We start from the raw sequence: 25146 nt of genomic DNA on the forward strand, positions 1-25146 counted from the left end.
CGATCAACGCGATGCTTCGGCAATCCGCGCGGCCAGCCCCGAATCACGCTGCGTCGGCGTCGCGATCGCCTGCGCGAGCACGGCCCGCGCGCCGATCACCTCGACGCGTTCGCGCGCGCGAGTAATCGCCGTATACACCAGCTCACGCGACAACACCCGGCTGAACGCCGACGGCAGCACCAGCACCGCGTGCTCGAACTCCGAACCTTGCGACTTGTGGACCGTCAGCGCGAACGCGGTGTCGTGCGGCGGCAGCGCGGCCGGCGACACCGCGCGCACACCGCCGTCGCTGGTGCGGAAGTACACGCGCAACGCGCCACCCGCGCCCGGCAGCGCAATGCCAATGTCGCCATTGAACAGACCCAGCGCGTAATCGTTGCGCGTCACCATCACCGGACGTCCGGCAAACCACTGCGCGCCGACCGCGAGCGTGACGCCCGCGGCGCGGCGCACCTCAGCCGCCATCGCCGCGTTGACCTGATCGACGCCGCGAGGTCCGAGCCGCGTCGCACAGAGGATGCGGAAGCGGTTGAGCGCGTCGAAGAGCGGCACCGGATCGGGCGTATCAACGGCGAGCGCCTTGGCAAGCGCGTCGGCGTACGGCGCGAAGCCACCGGCAAGTCGTGCGGTGGTGCGCTCGGCCAGCGTCGTGTGAGCGTCCTCGTGCAGCGCCGCGGCGCAGACCTCGGTCGGGTCGATCTGCAATACGTCGAGCGCCGCGCTCGGTGAGCCGTTGCGAATCGCGACGGACAAACGACCGATCGGCGACTCGAGGCCGAACCGGTAGTTGCGCTCGAGCCAGACGACGCAGTCCGCGAGCGGGTCGCGTTGGTTCGCCGATCGCATATCGCGGTCCGCCTGCTCGCCCGTCGCCGAGGTCACGTTGTCACCGAACAGATCGCCCGACGTGGGTAGCTCGAAGGTCTGCAGTGCCTCGGGTGGCACAAAGAAATCGTCCAACGGTGCTTCATCGGCCTCACTCGACGCCCGCGGCAAAGCCCGCGCGAGCCGCGCCTCGTCGATGTCGAGCGCCTGCGCAACCCGTCGCAATCCGCCCGCGCTCAACGCCGGCCGCGCGCTGAGTTCGGCGAACACCGCGCCGGCTTCGACCGCGGCGAGCTGGTCCTTGTCACCGAGCATCACGAGCCGCGTTCGCGGTGCGATCGCGTCGAGCAGAAGCGTTGCCATCGCGACGTCGATCATCGACGCCTCGTCGATCACGACCACGTCATATGGCAACGGATTATCGCGATGATGCCGGAAGCGCCCGCCCGGCCCCGACCCCAGCAGTCGATGCAGCGTGTACGACGTCTGCGGCAAACGCGCGGCGAGTTCGGGCGGAAGGTCGCCCGCGCGCGCAAGCAACGCTTCCTGCATCCGTTGCGCCGCCTTGCCGGTCGGCGCCGCCAGCGCGATGCGCAAATCGGCGCGCGCATCGAGCAGACACGCGAGCACGCCGACCACGGTCGTGGTCTTGCCGGTTCCCGGGCCGCCGCTGACGATCGTCAGCCGCCCCGACAGCGCCATCACGGCCGCGACGCGCTGCCAGTCGACGTCGTCGTCTTTCGGCGGGCCAAAGTAGCGCAGCAGGCGTTCGCGCAAAGCGGCGGGGGCGGTGTCGGCGCCGGCGTTCGCGGCGCTCGCCTCGCCCGTCGCATGCGCGACCAGGGCGTGGGCCAGGCGCCGCTCGTAGTCGTAGTAGCGCGCCAGATAAAGACGCCCCTGAGCGTCGATCACGAGCGGCCGCAACGTCGCCGCGTCCGCTGCGCCATCGCTTGCCATGCCGCTCGCGAGCAGCGCCGCGCGCACTTCGGCGCTCGACGCGTCGAAGCGGCACGCGAGCGTCGCGAGCGGCACGCACACGTGCCCTTCGGCAGTCGCGCGGCTCGCGGCGAACGCGCCGCGAGCGGCCCACCTCACCACCTCGGTCGATGCGCCACCGCGCCGCGCGAGCATGCCGATACGGCGCGCGAACCCTTCGGCGAGCGCGATGCTGAAATCGGCCGGCGCGGGCAGGTTGACGCCAATGTCTTCGAGCCCCAGCGGCGCGGCCGCGCGCTCATCAAGCCTGCCGGGCGTGCTCATGCGCCACCTCCGATCATCGCCGCGTCGAGCAGCGCCACCAGTTCGAACGGCGCACGCCGCCTGTGCACACCGGCGGCGCCGTCGACATCGCGCCAGTCGGGCCGCACGCCGCGCACGAACAGATACAGGTAGCCGCCGATATGCGTGTCGTATGCATAGTCGCGCACGCGCGTCTTCAGATAGCGATGCAGCGCGACCGTATAAAGCAGCGCCTGCAGGTGGTACGCGTGACTCGCCATCGCCGCTTCGAGCGGCGCGGCCGCGTAGTCGGCGGCGGTGTCGCCGAGATGGTTCGACTTCCAGTCGACGATCCAGAAGCGGCCGTCGTGCTCGACGATCATGTCGATAAATCCTTTGACGAACCCGCGCAGCACGCCTGGCTCCAGCGCGACGTCGGGATAGCCGTATTCGATCAGCAGCTCACGCAGCGCCGGAAAATCCAGCGACGGGGCCGCGAACAGAAACTCGAGTTCGTTCAGGCGCCGACGCGGATCGAGCCGCGCGAGCGTCATGCCCGGCACGAGTTCGGTCGAGACGACGTCGGCGATCAGCCGATGCATCATCGCGGGCAAGCGCACGGCGACCTCGGGCGCGGCCGGCGCCGGACGCTCGCGCAGCGCGCCGCGGATCGCGTCGGGCCAGGTGCGCGCCTCGGTGAAATCGGCGAGTTCGAACATGCGATGCAGGCAATCGCCGGCCGCCGCGCCGCGCGGGAACGCGAGGATGTCGTCGTCGGCATGCGCCGGGGCGCTCGCCGCGGCGAGCGGCGTGAGCAGCGGCGCGGAGGGTAGCGCATCGGCGATTTCATCGTGGTCGGGCCGCACGTCTTCCTGCGGCGCGTGCGCGTGCGCATCCCCGCTCCTGCCGCCGGCCGCGATCAGGCCGCTGAAACTCGCCATGCGCCACTGATCGCGCAACGGCCGCCGATTCGCGCGCGCGTGCAGATGCGCGCCCTGATCCCGCAGACTTTCGAGCGGCACGCGGCGCGTCACTTCGGGCAGCGCCCCCAACGTGACCGGTCCGCCCGCGAGCGCCTGCCAGCTAGCGGCGAGCGCGGCTTCGTCGGGCGGCTCGGCGAGCCATGCGTCGAACGTGTGACCGCTGCCGCCGACGAGCCAGTTCAGCACGCTGCGCCGCGACTCCTTCGTCGAGCGCGACGACAGATACGTGCCCGCGACGAGATAGCAGCGATACACCGCGCGCGTGAGCGCCACATAGACGAGCCGCGCGCGTTCCGCCGCCTGCTCGCGCACTGCGTAACGCGAGGCGCGCTCGGCTTCCTCTTCGTCGCAACCGTAGTGCAGCACCGCGTCGCCGCTGTCGTCGTGATACTCGCGCGCATGGGGCAAGCCCGACGAGGGTGGCTCGCGCAAGCCGCCATCGTTCAGAAACGGACAGAACACGACCGCGTATTCGAGTCCCTTCGATTTATGGACCGTGACGATCTGCACGAGATTGCGATCCGACTCGAGCCGCAGTTGCGCCTCGTCACCGCCGCCCTGCTCGCGCTGCGCGGCGAGCCAGCGCAAGGTAGGCGCGATGCCGGGCTGGGTGGCCGCGCGCGCCTGTACGAGCTCGGCGAGATGGTTCACGTTGGTCAGCCGGCGCTCGCCGTCGACACCCGCGACGAGCCGCTGCGCGACGCGCAGCTCGCGCATCAGCGTGCGCCACATCACCGCGAAGCCGCGTTCGTGCCACAGCATCCGGTAGCGCGAAAAACGCTCGACCCAGCCCATCGCGTCGGCGGAATCGAGCGCTGGCGCGGGTTCGTCAACGGCCTCGGCCGCGGGCGCATCGGCGACCTGCGTGAGACGCCACAGCGCGGCGGCATCGAGCCCGAGCCAGTCGGTGGCGAGCGCGGCGCGCAGGCGACGCAGATCGCCGGGCGTGTCGATGGCGGCCAGCACGCGCTCGATCTGCTCGGCGTCGAGCGTCGCGAACACCGACGCCTGCGCAAGCTCCACGCTGCCGACGCCCCACGCCGCGAGCACGCGTTTGACGAGGCTGCCCTGCTTGTGCGTCTGCACGAGCACGGCGATATCGCCCGGTGCGAGCGGCTTGTCGCCGATCGTCACGACACCTTCGCGCGCCCCTCGCAAAAGCCGCACGATCTCGGCCGCGCACGCTTCGCTCGCGGCGCGCTGCGCGCTGCGTTTGTCCAGCGGGGTTTCGCCGCGCGGCAACGTCCAGATGCGGAAATCGCCGCCGCTCGCGGCGGGATCGGTAAACGGCGCGCGACGCCGCTCGCCCGCGCGCACTGGCTGATAGTCGAGCCCGTCGAGCACGAACGCCTGGCGGTTCGCTTCGAAGATCCGGTTGCACGCCTCGACGATCGGTGCGGTCGAACGCTGGTTGACCGCGAGCGTGTAGCACGCGGACGCCGACTCGCGCGCCGCGAGATACGTATGCAGATCCGCCGCGCGAAAACTGTAGATCGCCTGCTTCGGATCGCCGACGAGGAACAGCGGCCCCGCCGGCGCGAAGATGCGGCTGAAGATCGCGAATTGCAGCGGATCGGTGTCCTGGAACTCGTCGATCAGCGCGGCCGGATAGCGGCTACGCAATGCATCGGCGAGCCAGGCATGCGCGGCCAGTGCGCGATACAGATTCGCGAGCAGATCGTCGAACGATACAACGCGGCGCGTGCGCTTGCGCGCCACCAACTCGGCCGGCGCGTAGTCGAGCCATGTCTGCACCAGCGCGAGCCAGCGCGCGCGCTGCGCGGCCTCGGCGGCGACCACGGCCGCGGCCAGCGCGTCGGCATGCTCGAAGAACGGATGTGCGGGCGGCTCGAACTTGACCTTGGTTGCCTTCTTCAACGCCGACGCCGTCAGCTTCAGCGCGGCGCGCGGCGGCGGCGCATGGCAGTCGCCCTGCGCGAAGTAGTCGGTCCACCCGGCGATCGCGGCGCTCACGTGATCGGGCTTGTGCGTGGTCTTGCTCAGGCGCTCCTGTGCCTCGGCCAGTAGCGCGACGATCGCGTCGCGTTCGGCCCGCCAGATCGCGCACGCGACATCGAAGCCGGCCTGCGGATCGGCGCTTGCGCCGGCCGCGTCGACGCTGCCCCAGCGCAATTGCGCGAGCGGCTTTTTCAGGCGCCGTGCCAGCTGCTCGTCGAGCGACGCTGGACCGGCGCGCCTGGCCACCAGCCACGCGGCGAACGCCGGATGCGCATGCGCGACCGGCTCGACCTGCTCGCGCCAGAAATCGGCGGCGAGTTCGAAACGCAGCGCCGCGTCGTCGGCTTCCATCTCGAACGCGAATGGCATCGCGGCGGCGAACGGCGCTTCCTGCAAGGCGCGCTGACAGAACGCGTGGATCGTGTGGATCGCGGCCTGATCGAACGTGCGCAGCGCGCGGCGCACGACCTTCAACGCGGCCTCGCGCTCGATACCGCGCTCCGGCGCGAGCGTCGTTTCGAACAGCCGGCGGATGAACGGATCGTCGCCGTCGTCGTCCATCTCGATCGCGCGGTGCAGTTCTGCGAGACGGCCGCGTATACGCTCGTGCAGCTCCGCGGTCGCCGCCTTCGTGAATGTGACGACGAGAATCTGATCCGCGTTCAGGTACTTTTCCAGCAGCAGCCGCACGTACAGCGCGCAGATGTTCCACGTCTTGCCGGTGCCCGCCGACGCTTCGATCTGGTTCACGCCGTCGAGCGGACATGCGAACACGTCGAGTTCGTCGGCGGCGAGGCTTTGATGGCGCAGCGCGTCGCTCATGAGGCGCTCCGCAAATGCTGGATCAGTGGCTTGAAGACGATCGCGGCGAGGCTGCCGAACGGTTCGTCGAGCGTGAGCGGTGTGCCGCGCAGCGCGATGCGCAACGCGGGGTCGTCGGATTCGCCACGCACGCGGTCGTTGACCCATACGCTTTGCGCCGCCGATTCGCTTTCGCTGAGCCGCGCCCATGCGCTTTTCGGGAAGAAGCGCAGCGGCAGCCGGCGGCCGGCATGGAAGAGCGCAGCCAACGGCGCGAGTTCGTCGAGCGGAGCCGCGACGGGCGCGAGCTCGAAGCTCTCGCCGCTGCCGTGCCATACGGTGCGGCGCGGGCCGTCCGGCTGCGCCGCGCAATAGACCAGATGCGCGAGCCACGCGGACAGATAGTCGCGCGCGCTGGCTTTGGCATAACGAAAGATCACTTGTCCCGTTCCGGTCAGCAGGTTCAACGTGCCGCGCAAACGCAGCGGCGTTTCGGCGGACTCGAGCAACAGCGCGTCGTAGCCGCCAAACAGGGAGACGGCTCTCTCGGTGCCATCGCCGCCTTGCGGCCAGCGCGGCGAGACGTCGAGCACGAACGGCAAACGCTCGACGCCCGCGGCCACTTCGCGCCGCACGCTTTGCGCCAACTGCCGCAGCGCGGACAATTCGCGCACGCGCCACACCGCGCCGGTCGCGCCGCCGGGCAACTCGGGGCTCGCCTCGGCGATGCGCTGCACGCGGCTATACATCACCTCGTCGTCGGTGCCGGCGTCTAGCAGCACCGGCAGCACGCGCTCGGCGAGTGCGTCGCGGCCCGCATAGTCGAGATCGAACGGCTCGGTGTCGAGCAACTCGCCCTGCGCATCCGACAACGCGATTCCGAGCCGGTCGCGCAGCAGTGCGCGTGCCGGATGACGCCAGAAGCGCACGAAGTCGTCGAACTCCACCTCGTGCATATCTTCCGGCGGCAGCGGTTGATCGAAGAACGGCGTGGCGGCGGCATGCTGCGGTTCGGCAAGCAGCGTGGCCAGTTCGGCGCGACTGGCGTCGTAGGTGAACAGGTCGGGCTTCGCCGCGAAGTAGTCCGACGCGAACGCCTGCAACGGATGCTCGACGATGAACTCGCGCCGCGCGCTGTCGATCTCGGCCGGACTCGCGTCCTCGCCCGCCGACACCTGCGCGAGATGATCGAGCAGTTCGTCGACGAGCGCGGCCGGCGGCAGCGGCGCGTTATCGCGAATGCTGCGGCCGGTGTAGGCGATGAAGAGCCGCTCGCGCGCGGCGAGCAGCAGATCGAGGAACAGATTGCGCTCGTCGTCGCGGCGCTGACGGTCGCCGGCCTTGCCAAACGCGGCCATCAGATCGAATTCGTCGGCGCGTGCGAGCGACGGCAACACACCGTCGTCCATGCCGAGCAGGCAGACCACGCGGAACGGCAAACCGCGCAAGCTCGTCAGCGAAGAAAACGTCACGCTGCCCCACGGCACGCCGCCGCGTGCGGGGTCGTCGAGCGCTTCGGTGAGCGCGGTGCGCACCACCGACGCCGGCAGCAACACATCATGCGCGCCGGCCTGCATCGCGGCGCTCATCGCATCGCGCGCGTCGCGCACGGCCGCGAGCGAATCGGCGAACTCGACGCCGCCGTCGAAGCACTGCCCGAGCGTTTCGAGCAGCAGTTGCGACCAGTCGGACGGCGTGCGCTCGATCGCGCAGCTCGCCGCGAAGCTGTCGATGTCGTCGACGAAACGCGACAGACGGCCCAGCAGTTCAGCATCCGAACCGCCCGCGCCTTCGACCGGCAGCCACGCATCGACCGGCTCGCCGCCTGCCGGCATCGCGTAGCCGAGGTACAGGCGCGTCAGCGCATCGGCGAACGTATGACGCGCGACCGGCACGTGCTCGCCGACCGGTTCGAGCGGCGCGAGCCCGCGCCGCGCGCCGGCGGCCGCGAGCCATTCCTGCGCGGCTTCGAGCGAATTCGCATCGATGCCGTAGCGCACCGCGACCGCATCGACGCGCAGCCATTCGATCAGATCCGGCGCGCCGACGCTGCGCTCGGGCAGCGCGAGCCAGTCGAGCAACAGACGCGCGACCGGATTGGCCTGCGACGGCGGCAGGCCGGTAATGCGGTACGGAATGCGACGCGTGTCGCCGGCGGGCGTGGTGCCGAACACCGCATCGATCAGCGGACCGGCCGCCGCGAGATCGGACACTGCGACCAGCACGTCGGACGGCTGCAGATCGTCGAATTCGTCGAACCAGCCGAGCAGGCGATCGTGCAGCACTTCGAGCTGCCGGGACAGGCTATGACAGACGTGCACCTCGATACCGCGCTCGATAGGCAACTCGTCGGCATCGGCTTCATTGCGCAAAGCGAGGATGCCGTTCTGCACGGCGGCGAGCCAGCTCGGCTGCGGGTTTTCGGTGAAGTCGCCGGTCTCGGCCGATGCGGCGCTTTCGGTCAGCTCGTGCAGCATATGCAGCTGCGCCTGAGTCTGGCGGCCCCATTCGGCGAGCAGCGGATGACCGACTTCCTGATAGTCGAGTTGCCCCGCCGCGTCGAGTGCCTGCACGCGCCCTTCGCTGACCACGTCGAACCAGAACTCGCGGCACGGGTTCATCACGTACAGACGCACGTCGATCCAGCGCGACAGCGCGCGCAGCAACGCGATATGCAGCGGCGGCATGGTCGGCAGCGCGAACACGCTGACCGCCTCGGGCCATTGCGCGTTCGAGATCGCCTCGAGATCGAGCGCGGCGATTTCATCGAGGAACCGATACGCGGGCGGCAGCGCCGCCGCGGATGTTTGTGCATGACCGCCGGCTTGCGCGAGCTCGGCGAGCACCGCGCGCCACAGCGCCGCCTGCCAGCGCTCGTCCTCGCGCGCCGCGTCGCTCGCGCAGGTCAGACGCGGACCGGTGTCGTCAGCCGCGCCGCTCGCGAAGATCGAGCCGCCCTTGTGCCATTGCAGCAGCCATTCGGGGCGATAGGTCAGATAGTGATCGAGCACGGTCGCGACGCGCCGCGCGAGTTCGTAGCGCATCGACGCGTCGGCCGCATCGAGATAGGTGCGCAGACGCGGCGACGCGTTCCACGGCAGCGCTTCGTCTGAGTCGTCGAGCAGCCGGTAGCAGCGCCACACGAGCCGGTCCGGCGCGAACGGCGAATGCTTCGGTACCTCGATCACGCCGCCGATCTGCGCCCACAGCCATTGCGCGAGATAACCAAAATTAACGTTCGCGCAGATGCCCTGGCGCGCGGCGATATCGAGCTCGAGCCGCCGGCGCACGGCCGCGCTCGGCACGATCACGGGCCGCGCGGTCCACGGGTCGGACGGCGCTTGCGCGAGGTCGCCGAGCAGCGCGCCCACCAGCGTTTCGTAGCGGTTCGAGTAGAAGAGCTGAAGCATGGATTCCAGATCACATTTGGCACGCTGATGGCCCGCGAACGATGCGCGCGAGCCACGGCGGACATTGAAGCGACAGCATAACAAACCCATCCCCAGGGCATAACCTGGCCGAATGGACGAGGTCAGAACGCGCGCAAAATCAGTTAGACTCGACGGCAGTTTCGCGCTGTCTTTCCAACTGCGGTTTTCTCGGTGAATGGATTCAGGTAGTCGATGCGCTATTCGGTCGAAATAAGAAAATTCCTTTATAGCCAGTATTTTTATGGCGGCCTGCGCATCGCGGTCGGCGTGTCGTTACCGGCCATCCTGTGCCTGATCGTGTTCCACGATCGCGAGCTCGGCTTCACGATCGCGACCGGCGCGCTCGGCGCCTGCGTCGTCGACATGCCGGGCCCGCTCAAGTACAAGCACAACGAGATGCTGGCCTGCTCGGTGATCGGCTTTCTGTCCGCGCTCGCCACCGGCCTCGCCACCGTCAATCCAATCGCGCTGTGGTGCACGGTCGTGCCGCTCACGTTCGTGCTGTCGCTAATCGTCGTCTACGGCAATCGCTGGCCGCAGATCAGCTTCGCGACGCTGTTCATGATGATCATGACGCTGGAAGAGCACTTCACGCCCTTGCAGGCGCTCGTCAACGCGTCGTGGATCCTGCTCGGCGGCCTCTGGTACACATACTGGTCGACCTTCGTGAGCCGCTGGATGATGCATCGGATCGAGCAGCAGGCGCTCGCCGAAAGCGTGTTCGCGTGCGCGGACTATCTGCTCGCGCGCGCCGCCTTTTATGATCTCGACAACGATCTCGACGAGTGCTATCGCAACCTCGTCGACAAGCAGATCTCCGCGGTCGATCGCCAGGACGCCGCGCGCGACATCGTGCTGCGCAATCTGCCCAAGTTGAAGCGCGGCAAGCTCGAACCACGCCGCGCCATGCTGTACAACCTGTTCATCAATACCGTCGATCTGCACGAGCTGTTCGTCGGCGCGCAAACCGATTACACGCTCGTGCGCAGCACGTTCGGCGGCTCCGATCTGCTGATGTTCTATCGCGATCTGATCCGCAAGGCGGCCGAAGATCTCGAGGAGATCGGCCTCGCGGTGCTGCAGAATCAGGCGCCGCGAAAGCGCGTGAACGTGAAGGCGGAATTGCGCGCGATCGAGTATGAAATCGAACTGATGCGCAAGCAGGAGCTGCCGACGCAGAACCCGGAGGCGTATTCGGCCGTGTCGTCGAATTTCCGCCGCATCTGGAGCGCCACGCGGCTGATCGACAAGATGCGCCGAAGCCTCGCCACCGAGCCGAGCCCGACCGAAACCGAACTGCGCATCGACCAGGCGCTGGGCCGCTTCGTGTCGAGCCGGCGCGTGCCATTCGGGCAGATCCTGTCGAATCTGACGATGGCCTCGCCGAGCTTTCGCCACGCGTTGCGCGTGACGATCGCGGTCGCCGTGGGCTTCTGGCTCGGCCGCCTGCTGCCGCTCACGAACGCGTACTGGATCGTGATGACCACCGTGATCATTCTGAAGCCCGGCTACTCGCTGACCAAGCAGCGCAACGGGCAGCGGATCATCGGCACGCTGATCGGCTGCGCGGCGAGCATCGCGCTGATCATCTTCGTGAAGGAGCCGCACATCCTGATGGTCGTGATGTTCGCGTCGATGGTGATGAGCTACAGCCTGCTGCTGTTCAACTACGCGGCGAGCGTCGTGTTCACGTCATCGTATGTGCTGCTGCTGTTCCATCTGCTCGCGCCGGGCAGCATGCGCATCATCGGCGAGCGCGCGATCGACACCGTAGTCGGCTGCGCGATCGCGATCGCGGCGAGCCACCTGTTCCCGTACTGGGAGTACCGCTTGATGGGCAAGCTCGTCAACAACATGATCAGCGCGACGCGGCAGTATCTCGAAGCGAGCTGGTGGTGGAGCGGCAAACCGGCCGCGGCGGTGGTCGCGGTCGTGACCGAAGCGGGCGCGCGCGCGCCGGCGGCGGCGATGGCGGATCCGGCGACTGGCTTTGGCGGCCCGGCGCTCGCCGTCGTCGGAGCCGGAGCCCGAGCCGAAGTGGCGAGTGGCGTCCGTGCGCGCGGCACTGGGCGCGCCAGCGTGGCACGGCCGGTCGCCGACGCCGATGCCGAGGCGAACGCGGGCGAGGCCGGTCATGACACCACCACGATCCGCAACGCGACCGCGCGCCCGGCAAGCGGTGCATCGGCCGCCGCTGCCGCCGCGGCGACCGCGCTCGACCGCGATTACCGCTATCGGCTCGCGCGCAAGAACGTTCACGTTGCGTTCGCGAATCTCGGTCAGGCGTTCCAGCGGATGATGCTCGAACCGAAGTCCGCGCAGAAGTTCGTGCCGGAGTTGAACGGTCTGCTGGTGCGCAGCCATGTGCTCGCGTCGCAGATCACGGCCGCCGCGCCGCTGTTGCGCACTTCCGCGCAACAGCAGCAACGGGTCGAGGATATCTCGCTACAGCCGCTGCAGCGCGCTTTGAGCCTCGTGCGCGACAACCTGAGCGCCGCCGAAGCCGGCACCGCGTTGCCCGCCGAGCAGGGCGAGCAGATCAAACTGATGACTCGCGAGCTCGATGCGATGGTCGTCGAAACGGAGAAATCGCCGGGCTATACGGCCGATGCCGTGCATGATGCGAAGCTGCTCGCGCATCAATGCAAGCAGATGCTCGCCGCGTCCGCGCAGATCCGCAAGGACGCGAGCATGATCCGGCTGCCGGAGGAGTGAAGCAGGAAGCGCGCGGGCGTTATTGCGCGGCGCCGCTCGCCGGTTTCATCGCGGCGGCCGCCGCGGCAGCCTCCGAAGCCACCGGCGGCACCTGCGTGGGCTGGCTGTCGAACTCGTGCTTTTCGCGGATCGCGTTATAGAACAGCGTGGCGATCACCAGCAGGATCGCCGCCACGATAAAGACGGAGATGCCAAAGGTCGGATTCTTCTTGCGCGGCGGTCGGGTCATGAAGCGGGCTCGGTTCGCGAAGCAGTCGCGGATGGGTCGGAGAAGGCGGCATTCTACGCCCAGTGGGCTTGCACGCGGCTTGCAGCCGAGGGGAGCGGTATGGATGCGTTGTGGCGCGTTTACTGTCGAGGCAGCAAGCGGCGCTCCTGGCGGCACCCGGTCTGCCTCGGGTTGCTGCTGGTGATTTTGGTCTGTGCTCTCCCGTCGCCTTAAATGCATCGACCACGCCGCCATCGTAGCGAACCGTGTTCCGTTCGTTCGTCACCGCCCCGTCACATGCCGCGCGTTAGCCGTTATTTGTGACAGTCACAACTGGCCGCACCGGCAACGCCGTCGAATACTTGATCTGCTCCATCGCAAAGCTGGAACTCACGTCGTACAGCGGCACAGCCGTGATCAACTGCTTGTAGATCCGGTCGTAGTCGTCGATATCGGAGACCACCACGCGCAGCAGATAGTCGGTCTCGCCGCTCATCCGGTAGACCTCGACCACTTCTGGAATATCGCGCACCGCTTGCGTAAATGCGGCGGCCCATGTCTCCGTGTGCTGATTCGTCCGCACCGCCACGAACACGGTGGTCCCGACCCCGAGCTTGCGCGCGTCGCACAGCGCCACCTGCGCGCGAATCACGCCCGCCTCCTTCAGGCGCTGCAGCCGCTTCCAGCAAGGCGTCTGTGACAGGTTCACGCGCTGCGCGAGTTCGGCGATCGGCATTGTCGCGTCTGCCTGCAGCAATTCGAGCAGCTTCCGATCGATGATATCCATACTCATACCACCCACCTCTAATAGGAAATTATTCTACTTTTCTGACGGTCGAGGGAATTATATGGAAACTCTTTCTCCGGGCAAACCGGTATAAATATCGATACCGAAAATTGCCGAACAGCAGCGTCCGCGCTGCAATAAAACCATGAGCGACGACCTTCGCGCCACCGCTTTCGAGCACCTTCCCGACTACCTGAAGTCGCTGCCGGACCCGGCCCGACTCGACGCGGCCGCGTTAGCGACACAAACGCTGGGCGAGATCGGGCGCACACCGCTCGAGCGCCTGTGCGACACGCTCGACGCGATGTTCGAAGCCTGCGCGAAATTTCCGGAACCGTCGCATTCGACGTTCTTCGCGCGCACCATGCGGCTCGCGCTCGCCGAGGCGGCCGCCGACCCGGCGCTGCTCGCACCGATGCAACGCGAAGGTTCCGCCCACACCTATCGGCGCCATCTGCTCATCGCCGATCCGCAAGGCCGCTATGCGATTGCCGCGCTGGTCTGGCAGCCCGGCCAGGCGAGCCCCGTGCACGCGCATCACACCTGGTGCGGTTACGCGGTGGTCGAGGGCAAGCTGAGCGAAACGGTCTTCGAATGGGACGACGCGCATCAATGCGCGAGCGCGCTGCGCGCTCAGACGCGCAAACGCGGCGCGGTGTCGTTCGTGCGCGGCGGCCGTGCTGCGATTCATCGGCTTGGCAACAGCAGTGATGCGCCGGCGGTGTCACTGCATATCTATGGCGTCGAAGGCGCGCGGATCGGCACGCACGTGAACGACATCGTCCGCATCGCCGACACGGCGGAACTGGTTTGACGGTTGCACGGCCCCCAAACACACCCCCGCCTCAATTCTTCCCGCCCACATCACCCGCCGTCGGAATCTGCGGCGGAATCGGCGCGGTCTGTCCGGTCGTCGGCGGCGCCGGACGCGGTTCGTGCGACACGTCACGCGCGGGCGCAAGCGGCACCTGTGTCGACGCGCGCGCCGACGGGCCAACGACGCCCACTTCATACTCCGCTTCGCGCGGATACTCGTGGGCCGCCTCGCGGTCTCTTTCGCGAGTGGGTTCATGCGCCCTTTGATGGGTTTTGCCGCGCTCGCCGTCCCGCGCCCGCTGCTGCGCCTCGCCATGCGCATGCCAACTGTCATCGGCACCGGCATTCACAGGCGCGACGAACCCGGTCATCTCATCATCGCGCAGCGGCTCGCCCTCGCTATCCTTCGACGACGTGTACACCCGCATCTGCGCGACCGGAATCTCGATGCCCGCCTCGTCCATCTTGCGCTTGAGCCGCAAATTGAACGCGCGCGCGACGCTCCATTGCTGCAGCGGCCGCGTCTTGATCTGCCCTTTGACGACCATCCAGTTCGGATCGAAGCGGTCGAGGCCCCACACCTCGATCGGCCCGAGCATCTCGCGCCGGTAGCGGAAGTCGGCCATCAGCTCCGCGCCGACTTCGCGAATCAGCTGCGTGATCTCGTCGACATCGGTCGAGAACGACATGCGCACCTCGAACACCGCGTACGCGAAATCGCGCGACAGGTTCTTCACGATCTTGATCTGCGAGAACGGAATCGCGTGGATCGCGCCCTGCCCGTCGCGCAGCCGCACGGTGCGGATCGACAGATGCTCGACCGTGCCCGCATGCCCGCCATCGACGTCGATCCAGTCGCCGACCGAGATCGTGTCCTCGATGATGATGAAGAGCCCGGTGATCAGGTCGGTCACCAGCGACTGCGCGCCGAAACCGATCGCCAGACCGATCACGCCCGCGCCCGCGAGTAGCGGCGTCACGTTGATGCCGAGGTTCGCGGCGGTGACGATCCCACCGATCGTCATGATCGTGACGAGCAACACGTTGCGCACCAGCGGCAACATCGTGCGGGCGCGCATGCTCGGGCTGCGCGCCTTGTTGCGCGGGCTGCCCGGATTGAGCGTCTCGGTGATCGCGGTGTCGACCAGAATCCACAGCAGCCACGCGATGAACACGGTGGCGACGATCGCCGTCATCGCATGCGCGACGCCGCGCGCCGCCACGTTCCTCTCGATCACCGCGGCCAGCGACACCCCCCACAGACGCGCCGCGAATTCGAAGAAAAACAGCCAGATGAACAATGTCAGCAACGTGCCGCAAAAGCGCAGCAGCCGCGTCAGATACGGCGAGCGGCGCCGCGCGCGGGCGCTGCGCGGCCGCGTCATGCGCAGCACGATCGCCGACAGGAAGAACGCCAGCACCAGCAGCAGCGCAGTGACGATCGAGATCTGCAGTACGTTTTCGCTGGAGCCGGAGCCGCCGAGCGTCGCGACCACCGACGCGGCCGAGAGCAGCAGCACCGGCACGTGCCACAGCGCGGCCAGCACCTCGAACGCATCGGTCGCGGCCTTGTGGTCGTTGCGCTGTTCGTACGGCCGGTTGCGGATCAGATGCGCGACCGGCCGGCGAAACGCGAGCGCGAAATAGCCGGTCAGCACGGCGGCCGTCATGTTGGCCGCGGTCGAAATCAGCGCGGCGAGGTTGGTGCCGAGCTGATGCTCGACGTCGTAATTGACGGCTGCGTCGCCGAGCGCGCCGCACACGCCGATCACGAACAGCACGCGGCGCGCGTGATCGATCAGCAGGCGCACCGCGACGCGCCGGTGGCCCGAGCCGAACAGCGAAAACATGATCAGACAGATCGCGGAAAACACCGCACCCGCGACGATCGCATACGCGACCACCATGCCGAGCGTGCGGCCGAGCGCATCGGGCATCGCGCGCATGAACAGCAGCGCCGCGATGAACGCGATGATCCACGGACCGACGCGGCGCAACGCGAAGATCAGCAGCTCGCGTGTGGTGGGATTGGGCCGCAGCACCAGCTCCACACCGAAGCGCCGGTGCAGCCGTTGCTGCAGGTAGATCAGCGCGCCGGCACAGGCGCCCCAGCCGGCCAGCATCCCCAGCATCGCCAACAGGATCGTGCCGACACCCTCGCGTCCCTGGCCCGAGACGATCGTGTACAGCTCGTTGCCGGCCGCGGTTACGCGCCCGCTCCAGTAGCGCACCGGCGTGCGGCCCTGATGCACGTCGGATTCGAACGACGCGATGCCCGAGGCGATCGCGCCGAGCAGGCCCGGGCTAGGTTGCGCGGACGCGGGCGCAGGTGGCCCGACGGTTTGCGCGGCGCTTTGCGATACGTCGCGCAGCTTTTTCAGCTGGGCAACGAGCGCGCTGCGCTGGCGGTCGTTGTCGAGCGTGGCGATCACGCTGTCGAGCGAGCGGGCCAGTTCCGCCTGGCTCGCGGGCGACGGCGCCGACGCCGCCTCGGGCACCGACGCCCCCGATGCCGCGGACGCAGGCATCGCGTTCACCGTCGCGCTGTTGATCAGGCTCTGCAATGCCGGGATCACCGGCGTGCCGCCGCCGACCGCGGGGCCCGCGGCTTGCGCCATGGCGAGGCAGCGCGCCGAGGCACAGAATCAGCGCGGCGCACAGCAGCGCGGCAAACCAACCGCCGGCATCTGTGCTCGCGCGCGGGCGGGCGTCGCCGCTGGCAGTGCCGCGAGCGGTGTGAGCGGAGGAGAGATGGGGGGCGCTGAGAATCGCCGGCTGCTGCCCGCCGCCAGACGGCGCAGCCTCGGACTCACGCCGCGAGGGGCATGGCTGCATGGCAATCCGTGAGAAAACGGCAGACGCCAGTGTAGCCGCAGTTTCGCCCGGCGCGGCCGAACATGCGTAACCGAATGTTAGTACGCTTGCGCGGCCGGCGAATTCGAACCGCCGGTCGTCAGTACGCGACCGTCGCGATCTGGCGGATGAAGCGACCCTGCTCCACTTCGTCGACGAACGCGATCGCGTAGTCTTCGGCCGAAATGCGGCTGTTGCCGTCCGCGTCCGCAATCAGCGTGTTTGCGCCCGTGCGGAACTTGCCGGTGCGCTCGCCCGGCGCGATCAGCGCGGCGGGCGCGAAGAACGTCCAGTCGAGATCGGTCACGCCGCGGTAGTACTCGAAGGCGTCGCGGTGCGCAAGTGCAATGTCCTTGTACGCATCCGGAAAGCCGTCGGTATCGACCAGTTGTTTGCCCGGTGCGACTTCGAGCGAGCCCGCGCCGCCTACCACGACGACGCGCTTCAGCCCCGCCGCGCGCGCACCCTCGACCAGCGCGCGTGTCGCTTGCGTCAGCGTGGCGAGATCGCCCTGCGGCGGCGCATACGCGCTTGCGACCACGTCCTGACCGCGCACCGCCGCGCCGACGCTCGCGGCGTCGAGCAGATCGGCTTGCGCCGCATGCAGATTCGCGACGCCGGTCGGCACCCGCGCCGGATCGCGCACCAGCGCCGTCACCTGATGCCCGCGACGCGCGGCTTCCGCGGCAATCCGCGAACCGATCATGCCAGTCGCGCCAAACAGGGCGATCTTCAGTTGCTTGCTCATATCAGCGTACTCCTCAGGTTGTCTTATATGTAACTTTTATAGTTACATATAACGTGAAAAAAAGCGGGGCGCTCACCCCGTTCCCTGGTTTGGCATGCATGCCGGAATAATTCGACCCGCGCCCTACGACACTGCGCTTCTATCGTTCACCGCCGACGCGTCTTGCGCGCGAAGGCACGCTCAAGCACGGCGCTTGCGCTCGCGCTGCTTCTCCGAGCGGACCACGTCGGCGGTCGCGTCGGCGAGCGTGCGCGCGGCCAGCGTCGCTTCCATTGCCTGCTGCGCTTCGTCGATGATCCCGCTCAACACGCTCTGGATATTGCGTCCCACCATGCACGCTGGATTCGGCTCCTCGCGATGCAACGCGAACAACTGCGCGTCTTCCACCGCGCGATAGACGTCGAGCAACGTGATCCGTTCCGGCCGCCGCGCAAGCAACGCGCCGCCACCGGCGCCCATCTGCGAGGTGGTGAGGCCGGCGTCGGAGAGCATGATCAGAAGCCGGCGAATGAGCGCGGGATTGGTATTCACGCTTCCCGCGATCATCTCCGACGACAACGGCACGCCGCCCTGTAACGACAACAGCGCGAGCACATGCACGGCAAAGGCAAACCGGCTACTCGTGTTCACGGCAGATCCGTCCCGAAACGACAATGTGTAACCATCGTAATTACATATAACGCTAAAGTCAACCGGGGGAACCGGATCGAACGGCGCGGGTCATTTATCCATCTGCTTCTGCGCGTCGGCGGAATCGGTCGATGCAGTCGACGAAGCCGACGCGCCCGCATTCTGCGCCGACCACGCCTGCAGCTTGCGCCCCGCCGTTTCGAGGCCCTGGCCCGTGATCGACGCGGCCTTGCCGAGCTGCGCGTTGGCCGCGCTCGCCGCGTTCTGCACGTTGGCCTGCGCGCTCGACGCGAGCGCGGCCGGGTCGATCTTGAGCGACGGCGCGGAGGCCGAGTCGAGGTTCTGTTGCGCGGCATCCTTGGTCGCGTTGACCTGTTGACCGACGTAGCTCGCGGCCTGATCGAGCTTCTGACCGGCAAGCTGCGCGGCGTCGTTCAGCTTGCCCGCGACCTGGCCGGCCGACGCGTCGTTCTTCTGGCACGCGGCCAGCGCGCCGAACACGAGGACCACGACCGCCGCGCGGCGCAATAACGATGAGGAAAGAGATGAAATCATGATCTGGAAGGAGCCGCGTCGGGCGGCTCGCACATGCGAAGACGTGCCCATGATACCGCCGTTGCGCCGCGCGGCCGCTTCGGATCGCCCCGGCGAGTTCGTCGCGGTTCTGTCGAACCTGATGGAACTGGAGTCGGCTGCGTTGCTGTCGGTGGAGCTGGACGTGACCAACGAGGCCCAGACAAAGGTGGCGGTGCAGGCCGCGATTGAAAAATTCGGCCGCGTCGACGTGTTGGTCAACAACGCCGGGTTCGGTCTCCTTGGTCCCACAATTCAGAAACTTCCGACAGTTGCAGGCGAAACACCTCCCTATAGTCGCGGCTGCTTTTGGGGAGTGCTGTTTCGATGAAACTGATCGACTGGATCGTCACCCTCGTCATCGTGCTGATGGCGATCGTTTTTTTCTGCGCGCGCCGGCTGCCCACCTGGTCGCACGACACCCGCGCTCGGCATATGAAAGGGACCCGTTTGCTGCTGCAGGCCGCGTGTGCACTGTGGGCGGCGCTGCTCGGTGTCACGCACGGCCTGTTTGCCGTCGAGGGTCTTGCCGGCATTCGGCCAACACGGGCCGAAACGTTCGCCGTCATCGCGGTGCTGCTGGCATGCGGTTGCCACTGGTCGGTGCGCGGCAGAAGACTGCTGAAGCCGCGGCGGATTTTCGCCGGTTAATGCACGGGCGAGCGCCATCCGCACCGCACGATCGAGCGCCCCCTACCGCGCGCTGATTCCTCGCACCGCGTCGATCGAACGCGCGGACGACCCGCTGCCTGCGCCCAAGCCTGGCCCCGCAGCGCCCGGCACGCTCTCACGCGCACCGCGCGCCGCCGGAGCCGGCTCCGCCGCGGCGAGCACAGCCGCGCCAGCGGCGGCCGGTTTCGCGCCTGCGGCACCCGCCTCTGGCAGCGACAGATAGAACGTCGTGCCCACCCCCTCCTTCGATTCCGCCCACACGCGGCCGCCATGTCGCTCGACCATCCGCCGCACGAACGCGAGGCCGATGCCCTCGCCTGCCGTGGCATTGCCGTGCAGGCGCTGGAACGCGGCGAACAGGCGCGGCAGTGCGATCGCCGGGATACCGAGGCCGTTGTCGCGAACGTAGAAGATCCGCAGCGAATGCACGCCCGGCGGCGCAGGTGTCGTGCCGATTTCGACGCGGCCCTCGCGCGCCGGGTCCAGATAGTTGACCGCGTTGCCAATCAGGTTTGCAAAGATCTGTTCGAGCGCGGTCGGATCGCCCCATACCGCTGGCAGTTCGCCGACCGTCACGCGCGCGCGCTGCGCACGGATCGAGCCCTGCATCGCATCGACGACACGTTGCACGATGTCGCGCACATCGACATTCTGGCGCCGGTACTCGACACGCCCGACGCGCGACAGCCGCAGCAGCGCGTCGATGATGTGCGACGCGCGCAGCACCGCGGTCTGCAGATAATGCAGCGCCTCGCCGATGTCCTCGCCGACGAGGCGCTCGATCCGTTCGCGCGTGCCGATCGCGAGCGACGAACCGCGCACCGCGTCGCGCAACTCGTCGCTTGCGCGAATCAGCTCCCGGGAAAATCCCTGCAGGTTCACGAGCGGCGCGCGCAGGTCGTGCGACACGCTGTGGATGAACGTTTCGTTTTCCTGGGTCTGCTGGCGCAGCGTCTCGTTGCTGCGCGCGAGCTCGGCGGCGCGCCGCTCGAGGTCCGCGCGAAAACGAGCTTCGATGCGCTCGGCTTCGAGCAGTCGGCGGCTCGTCTCGTGCAAGGTCAGATCGAGCCGCGCGATTTCATCGCTACCAGCGCCGAGCGGCGCGAGCGGCTCGTTGCCGGCGAGCCGGCCTGCGTTGTCGGACAGCAGCGCGAGCCGGCCGCGCACACCGCGCGTGAACATCCAGACGGCGAGCGCGACGAACAGCAGCGAGCCCAACGCGGCCGCGACGATCAGCGTCTGTTCCCGTTCGCGCACGGCGGCGACGGCATTCGAGCGCGAGCTATCGAGACGGCGCTCCTCGGCCTGGAACGCGGTCACCTCCAAACGGAAATGATCGAGCACGTCGGCCTGGGCGAGATCGTGGAAGCGCGCGAGAATCTCGCCGGTCCGCCCAGCGTGCAGCATGTCCTGGATCCGGTCGGACCACTGGCGGTACGCCTGCACCGCCTGGCGCACCTCGACCACGCGCGCGACCTGCGCCGGATTGTCCGCGACGAGTTCGGCGAGCTCGTCGATGCGCCGGTCGACATCCATCCATACGGCGATCGGGGCGGTGAAATGCGCGTCGTTGGCGAGCACCGCGCCCCGCAGCGCGACCGATTCGGACAGCACCGGATCGAGAATCTCCGTGGTCTGGCGCAACACCTCCTCGCTATGCATCGCCGAGCGCTCCGTCATCGCCGCATCGGCCTGCGCCTTCACGACACCGGTGAGCAGCGCGAGTTCGAAAACGGCCGGGATCGCGATCAGAAGCAGGCCTTTAGTGGTCAGTCTCATGCGTGCCCATGGGAGGGGGTTGGCCGTCGGATCGTGCACGTAGTCGGCACATTATGTCGGGGTTTGCGCGGGAAAAGAAACAGGGGCAGGTATGCGTCGACGGCAGCCTCTGCTGTTCGCGCACGGTGCGCCAGAAATGGGCATCGATGCGCCCGGCCGGCATCCCGCTCCGTCGGGATTCCGAATGAAAATGTAATTTAAATCGAATATTCCGCCCTCCTCTGGGTCAACCTGCGCAATGGCGTCGATTTATGCACTTTCATTGTGCTTTTATTCTCTATGCAGGTGCATGGCGCGCTCAATCGGCCCATGGCTCAAAATCCATCAGATGCCCATCCCGGTGCCAGCTCGCACCGTGTCGACGCGATGAGCACAACTTTGGCCCGCTTCTTGCTCACATAGCGCACTTTTTTGGCATAAGCGGGACATATCAATGGAAAGTCTGAAATACGGCGCCGATACCGAGTTTCTTTTGATCGGCGCCGCGATGGTACTGGCAATGCACGCGGGATTCGCCTTCCTCGAACTTGGCACCGTGCGCAAGAAGAATCAGGTGAATGCGCTGGTCAAGATTCTGGTGGACTTCGCGGTCTCGACGATCGCGTACTTCTTCATCGGCTACACGATCGCGTACGGCGTGCAGTTTTTCGACAGCGCGGCGACGCTCGCCCAGCACAACGGCTATGCGCTCGTGCGCTTTTTCTTCCTGCTGACGTTTGCCGCCGCGATTCCTGCGATCGTGTCAGGTGGCATCGCCGAACGCTCCAAGTTCAATCCGCAGCTGTTCGCGACGTTCGTGCTGGTCGGGTTCATCTATCCGTTCTTCGAAGGCATCGCGTGGAATGACCGCTTCGGCATACAGGACTGGCTCACGCAGACTTTCGGCGCGCCGTTCCATGACTTCGCGGGCTCGGTGGTGGTTCACGCGTTCGGCGGCTGGGTCGCGCTGCCGGCCGTGCTGCTGCTCGGCGCGCGCCACGGTCGCTATCACCGCGACGGCGGTATCGCCGCGCATCCGCCGTCGAACATTCCGTTTCTCGCGCTCGGCGCATGGGTGCTGACAGTCGGCTGGTTCGGCTTCAACGTGATGAGCTCGCAGACGCTCGACAAGATCAGCGGCCTCGTCGCGGTCAATTCGCTGATGGCGATGGTCGGCGGCACGCTGAGCGCGTGGTTTGCGGGCCGCAACGACCCGGGCTTCACGTACAACGGCCCGCTCGCCGGGCTCGTCGCGGTGTGCGCGGGCTCGGACATCATGCATCCGCTCGGCGCGCTGGTCACGGGCGGTATCGCCGGCGGGCTGTTCGTCTATATGTTCACTTGCGTGCAGAACCGCTGGCGCATCGACGACGTGCTCGGCGTGTGGCCGCTGCACGGTCTGTGCGGCGCATGGGGCGGCATCGCGGCCGGGATCTTCGGCATCCATTCGCTCGGCGGGCTGGGCGGCGTGTCGTTCGCCTCGCAGGTCATCGGCACGCTCGGCGGAATCGTCGTGTCGGGGCTCGGCGGCACGGTCGTGTACGGCGTGATCCGCAAGACGGTCGGTCTGCGCCTCGACCAGGAAGAGGAATACAACGGCGCCGATCTGTCGATTCACAAGATTTCGGCAACGCCGGAGTGAGCGAAGGCGGCGCTCGCAGGAAACGGGAGAGGCGCGAATCACGCGCCTGTCCCCAAATGCGCGCGCCGATGCTAGACTTCGCGGCTGGAGATGGCATTCTCCATTAACCGCCCTTGGGGCTGATGATGCCTGCTACGCCCGGTTATGCGGACGCGGCATCAACTCGCCCGCATCAACCGGTCTGTCGACATTCCGGTTTCGATCCTCTTCCATGTATTGGTCTCTTCTCGCTGTCGCGATTGGCGCGGCGCACTCGGCTCGCTGTTTCGCTGGTTCCTCGGCTTTCGACTTAACCCGGTCTTTAGCGACCTGCCGCTCGGCACGCTCGCCGCCAACGTGATCGCCGGCTACATCATCGGCGTGGCGGTCGCGGGCTTCGCGCGTGTGCCCCATCTCACACCGGAATGGCGGCTATTCGTCATCACCGGTCTGATGGGCGGGCTGTCGACGTTCTCGACGTTCTCCGTGGAGGTCGTGCAGCGTCTGCAGGACGGCCGGTTCGGCTGGGCGGCGGGAGAAGTGGCGATTCACGTGAGCACTTCGCTGATCATGACGATTCTCGGCATCGCGACGGTTTCGTTGCTGGCGCGCTGAGGCGCACACGTAGACGAGGATGATGGGCGCGGGCTCGAGCCGTCGGCAATCGGGCTCGCGACCGTTTGCATCTGAGCTCGGTGCGAGCCAGCTCGACGATCTCGTCGCCGCATCCGTTCAATATCGCACGCAGCATATAAAGGCCGAATCCCTTTGCATGGGCTAGTTCGACCTTCGGAGGCATCGCAAGCTCATGCTTCGATGTGACCACATCGACGAGTGCGGGACCGGGATGCGCAAACGCATGCAGCTGGCCGGCAGCGCGTCTCACCGTGTCCTCGGCATCGGCGTCGCAGGCAGCGGCGCGGACCGCGCTGCGTCCCAGCGACCCTTCAGCACGCGGCGCAGCCTGGTCCTGAGCGGCAACACGACCCGCTCCTGAAACAGCACCGACGCCACCAGCACCAGGATCAGATAGACCGGATAGGCGGAAAAATGCACGGGCACCTGGCTTGCCGCCTCCCGGCAAACATGCGGTCGATGCACGCATGACAACAGCGAATACGGAATGCCAAGCAGCTTCTGCACTTTAAGAAAGCCGATAAATAGCGGGTATTGCAGCGCGAAGATCGACAACGAAGCGTTGCCGAGCCGTCTCGTCTAGGCGGCCACGCGCGGCGACGCGTTTTGCAGTGCGCTCGCGCAAACAAAAATCACCGCGACTTGCGCGGGCAAGAGCGCGCCGTTGTGAAGAAGTACTTCCCACGAACGCATTCCCGCCGTAAACAGAAAAGTCGCGCCGATGAAAAGTGCCCCTAGAGCAGCGAATATGATCCACCGGCAACCCGCGATCATGCCGGTAACGCTTTCGACGTTCGCCTCGAATATCCCGTAGTTATACGGAGTATGTCGACGAGCAATTTCCTCTCCGCTCATGCCTAGGTATGCTGAGGTCTGCTCAGAAAAATATTGAAGGCCTCGAGGAAGAATCAAAGTTGCTCTCTGAGGTAACTCGCTCCATAGAAGTCGACCAGGTCCTGGGAAAGCCTGTCGATATGAACAGATGCACCTCTCCACGAATAACCCGCCGCCGCGAGCCGCTCACCTCGCTTACTAATTCCCTGTAACTTGATGGTACCGCCGGAACCCGTCTGTCCCGGCACAAGTCCTAGCCAGGCCGCAAACTCACGCCCAGACTTGAAGGCTTTGGCATGTCCCATCGTTGCCACGGCAGCTGTTGCGGTAATCAGTCCCACGCCGGGGATCGCCGCGATTGCCTTGGCCGCCTGATCATTTTTCATCCACTCCTGCATCCGTCGCTCGATCTGGCGGATCTGGCGGTCCACCTCATCCAGCCCTTTCCATTGCTCTCGCAGCGTATCGATCAGTATGGCAGGCAAGCGTCCTGACAATCTTTCCAGAACTCCGACCGTTGCCTTGTCCAGCGCCGCCCTCCCTACTCCCATTACCTCGCCGTATTCGCTGAGCAATCCGCGAAGACTATTGGTTTGCATCGTGCGAAACTTCACCAGTTGTTGACGCATACGATGCAGTGCAAGGATGGCCTGCTGCGCTTCGCTTTTTACGGCAACTTCCTTGCAATCCATCTGGGTGGCCATCCAGATTGCCCGCGCGTCGGCCGCATCATTCTTATTGCGGATGTTGAACGCCTTGACGAACTTCGCCGGCATCAGCTTTACCCGATGCCCCATTTCGATCAACCGTCGGACCCAATGCTGTGATCCGCTGCACGACTCCATGCCGACAAGGCAGGGTTTGCGATTGGCAAAGTATTCGAGAAATGCCGCTCTGCACGCACTCGCTGAACGGACTGACACGCCCTGCCCGTTCAAGGCTGTCCTTCGACACTACGTGGATTCAAACCGTTAAAGACAGACTCAAACCCGACATCAAGACTACGACATCTGTATTTAGCCAGCCCTGCGACATTTCAATCTGGCCTCGACAAACACTAGCAACAAGTTGAAAGCCG

The 25146-nt window shown here is 66.6% G+C and carries 14 protein-coding genes, 5 pseudogenes and 1 riboswitch; of the genes and pseudogenes, 6 read left to right on the forward strand and 13 right to left on the reverse strand.

Features of this window, described 5'->3' with window-relative positions; genetic code table 11:
• Window positions 1–3 precede the first annotated feature (3 nt).
• Genes OKW45_RS24705 through recC form a run of 3 tightly spaced genes read right to left on the reverse strand, consistent with a single transcriptional unit; the run spans window position 4 to window position 9196 of the window.
• Window positions 4–2085: an AAA family ATPase gene (locus OKW45_RS24705; protein ID WP_429471697.1), complete on the reverse strand. Its 2082-nt coding sequence runs from the start codon at window positions 2083–2085 to the stop codon at window positions 4–6.
• A complete protein-coding gene (gene recB, locus OKW45_RS24710) occupies window positions 2082–5807 on the reverse strand; it encodes an exodeoxyribonuclease V subunit beta (RefSeq protein WP_429471699.1) in 3726 nt (1241 codons plus the stop codon). The genes OKW45_RS24705 and recB overlap by 4 nt, the downstream gene beginning before the upstream one ends.
• Entirely contained in the window at window positions 5804–9196 is a 3393-nt protein-coding gene (recC, locus tag OKW45_RS24715; RefSeq protein WP_429471701.1) for an exodeoxyribonuclease V subunit gamma, read from the reverse strand. Before recC ends, recB begins: the two co-directional genes overlap by 4 nt.
• 213 nt (window positions 9197–9409) lie before the next feature.
• Between recC and OKW45_RS24720 the strand changes: the two genes are divergently transcribed.
• Entirely contained in the window at window positions 9410–11932 is a 2523-nt protein-coding gene (locus tag OKW45_RS24720; protein WP_429471703.1) for an FUSC family protein, read from the forward strand.
• A 19-nt stretch (window positions 11933–11951) separates the two neighbouring features.
• Here the strand turns inward: OKW45_RS24720 and OKW45_RS24725 are convergent, their stop codons facing one another.
• Entirely contained in the window at window positions 11952–12161 is a 210-nt protein-coding gene (locus OKW45_RS24725; protein WP_018418380.1) for a hypothetical protein, read from the reverse strand.
• 286 nt (window positions 12162–12447) lie between these two features.
• Window positions 12448–12933, reverse strand: a complete 486-nt coding sequence (locus OKW45_RS24730; RefSeq protein ID WP_184044147.1) for an Lrp/AsnC family transcriptional regulator — start codon at window positions 12931–12933, stop codon at window positions 12448–12450.
• A gap of 139 nt (window positions 12934–13072) precedes the next feature.
• Between OKW45_RS24730 and OKW45_RS24735 the strand changes: the two genes are divergently transcribed.
• Window positions 13073–13741, forward strand: coding sequence for a cysteine dioxygenase family protein (locus OKW45_RS24735; protein ID WP_429471705.1), 669 nt, complete (start codon window positions 13073–13075; stop codon window positions 13739–13741).
• A 31-nt stretch (window positions 13742–13772) separates the two neighbouring features.
• On the opposite strand, the pseudogene OKW45_RS24740 reads toward OKW45_RS24735, so the two are convergent.
• The 4 genes and pseudogenes from OKW45_RS24740 to OKW45_RS24760 all read right to left on the reverse strand — a co-directional run bounded on the left by OKW45_RS24740 (window position 13773) and on the right by OKW45_RS24760 (window position 18529).
• Window positions 13773–16578 (reverse strand): annotated as a pseudogene (locus tag OKW45_RS24740) (mechanosensitive ion channel family protein).
• A 118-nt stretch (window positions 16579–16696) separates the two neighbouring features.
• Window positions 16697–17344 (reverse strand): NAD(P)-dependent oxidoreductase, encoded by a 648-nt coding sequence (locus tag OKW45_RS24750; protein WP_018418384.1) that lies wholly within the window; start codon window positions 17342–17344, stop codon window positions 16697–16699.
• Between the two features lie 180 nt (window positions 17345–17524).
• Entirely contained in the window at window positions 17525–17974 is a 450-nt protein-coding gene (locus OKW45_RS24755) for an Rrf2 family transcriptional regulator (protein WP_018418385.1), read from the reverse strand.
• A gap of 90 nt (window positions 17975–18064) precedes the next feature.
• On the reverse strand, window positions 18065–18529 hold the full coding sequence (locus tag OKW45_RS24760; RefSeq protein ID WP_026225451.1) for a BCAL1086 family glycoprotein: 465 nt from the start codon (window positions 18527–18529) through the stop codon (window positions 18065–18067).
• Window positions 18530–18593: 64 nt separating this feature from the next.
• Here OKW45_RS24760 and OKW45_RS24765 point away from each other — a divergent pair.
• Window positions 18594–18794 (forward strand): annotated as a pseudogene (locus OKW45_RS24765) (SDR family NAD(P)-dependent oxidoreductase); the annotation flags it as partial.
• An 80-nt stretch (window positions 18795–18874) separates the two neighbouring features.
• Window positions 18875–19198, forward strand: coding sequence for a hypothetical protein (locus tag OKW45_RS24770; protein ID WP_429471711.1), 324 nt, complete (start codon window positions 18875–18877; stop codon window positions 19196–19198).
• Window positions 19199–19240: 42 nt separating this feature from the next.
• Here the strand turns inward: OKW45_RS24770 and OKW45_RS24775 are convergent, their stop codons facing one another.
• Complete coding sequence (locus OKW45_RS24775) at window positions 19241–20998, reverse strand: sensor histidine kinase (RefSeq protein WP_429471713.1); 1758 nt, start codon at window positions 20996–20998, stop codon at window positions 19241–19243.
• A 433-nt stretch (window positions 20999–21431) separates the two neighbouring features.
• Between OKW45_RS24775 and OKW45_RS24780 the strand changes: the two genes are divergently transcribed.
• The gene (locus tag OKW45_RS24780) at window positions 21432–22619 is read left to right on the forward strand and encodes an ammonium transporter (RefSeq protein ID WP_018418390.1); all 1188 of its coding nucleotides are present in this window, start codon (window positions 21432–21434) and stop codon (window positions 22617–22619) included.
• Between the two features lie 77 nt (window positions 22620–22696).
• A riboswitch (Fluoride riboswitch) is annotated at window positions 22697–22758 on the forward strand.
• Window positions 22759–22830: 72 nt separating this feature from the next.
• Window positions 22831–23213 (forward strand): annotated as a pseudogene (gene crcB, locus OKW45_RS24785) (fluoride efflux transporter CrcB).
• A gap of 70 nt (window positions 23214–23283) precedes the next feature.
• Here the strand turns inward: crcB and OKW45_RS24790 are convergent.
• The 3 genes and pseudogenes from OKW45_RS24790 to OKW45_RS24800 all read right to left on the reverse strand — a co-directional run.
• A pseudogene (locus tag OKW45_RS24790) lies at window positions 23284–23457 on the reverse strand (ubiquinone-dependent pyruvate dehydrogenase); the annotation flags it as partial.
• A 23-nt stretch (window positions 23458–23480) separates the two neighbouring features.
• Window positions 23481–23789, reverse strand: coding sequence for a hypothetical protein (locus tag OKW45_RS24795; protein ID WP_429471715.1), 309 nt, complete (start codon window positions 23787–23789; stop codon window positions 23481–23483).
• Between the two features lie 464 nt (window positions 23790–24253).
• A pseudogene (locus tag OKW45_RS24800) lies at window positions 24254–24964 on the reverse strand (IS110 family RNA-guided transposase); the annotation flags it as partial.
• Window positions 24965–25146: the final 182 nt, after the last annotated feature.

Source organism: Paraburkholderia lebeckiae (genome assembly GCF_050436225.1).
GTDB lineage: Bacteria > Pseudomonadota > Gammaproteobacteria > Burkholderiales > Burkholderiaceae > Paraburkholderia > Paraburkholderia tuberum.

Coding starts and splice junctions, on each gene's coding strand:
- OKW45_RS24720 (WP_429471703.1), top strand. CDS start 9,410: ATGCGCTATTCGGTCGAAATAAGAAAATTCCTTTATAGCCAGTATTTT.
- OKW45_RS24730 (WP_184044147.1), bottom strand. CDS start 12,933: ATGAGTATGGATATCATCGATCGGAAGCTGCTCGAATTGCTGCAGGCA.
- OKW45_RS24725 (WP_018418380.1), bottom strand. CDS start 12,161: ATGACCCGACCGCCGCGCAAGAAGAATCCGACCTTTGGCATCTCCGTC.
- OKW45_RS24760 (WP_026225451.1), bottom strand. CDS start 18,529: ATGATTTCATCTCTTTCCTCATCGTTATTGCGCCGCGCGGCGGTCGTG.
- OKW45_RS24750 (WP_018418384.1), bottom strand. CDS start 17,344: ATGAGCAAGCAACTGAAGATCGCCCTGTTTGGCGCGACTGGCATGATC.
- OKW45_RS24780 (WP_018418390.1), top strand. CDS start 21,432: ATGGAAAGTCTGAAATACGGCGCCGATACCGAGTTTCTTTTGATCGGC.
- OKW45_RS24705 (WP_429471697.1), bottom strand. CDS start 2,085: ATGAGCACGCCCGGCAGGCTTGATGAGCGCGCGGCCGCGCCGCTGGGG.
- OKW45_RS24735 (WP_429471705.1), top strand. CDS start 13,073: ATGAGCGACGACCTTCGCGCCACCGCTTTCGAGCACCTTCCCGACTAC.
- recC (WP_429471701.1), bottom strand. CDS start 9,196: ATGCTTCAGCTCTTCTACTCGAACCGCTACGAAACGCTGGTGGGCGCG.
- OKW45_RS24770 (WP_429471711.1), top strand. CDS start 18,875: ATGAAACTGATCGACTGGATCGTCACCCTCGTCATCGTGCTGATGGCG.
- OKW45_RS24775 (WP_429471713.1), bottom strand. CDS start 20,998: ATGAGACTGACCACTAAAGGCCTGCTTCTGATCGCGATCCCGGCCGTT.
- recB (WP_429471699.1), bottom strand. CDS start 5,807: ATGAGCGACGCGCTGCGCCATCAAAGCCTCGCCGCCGACGAACTCGAC.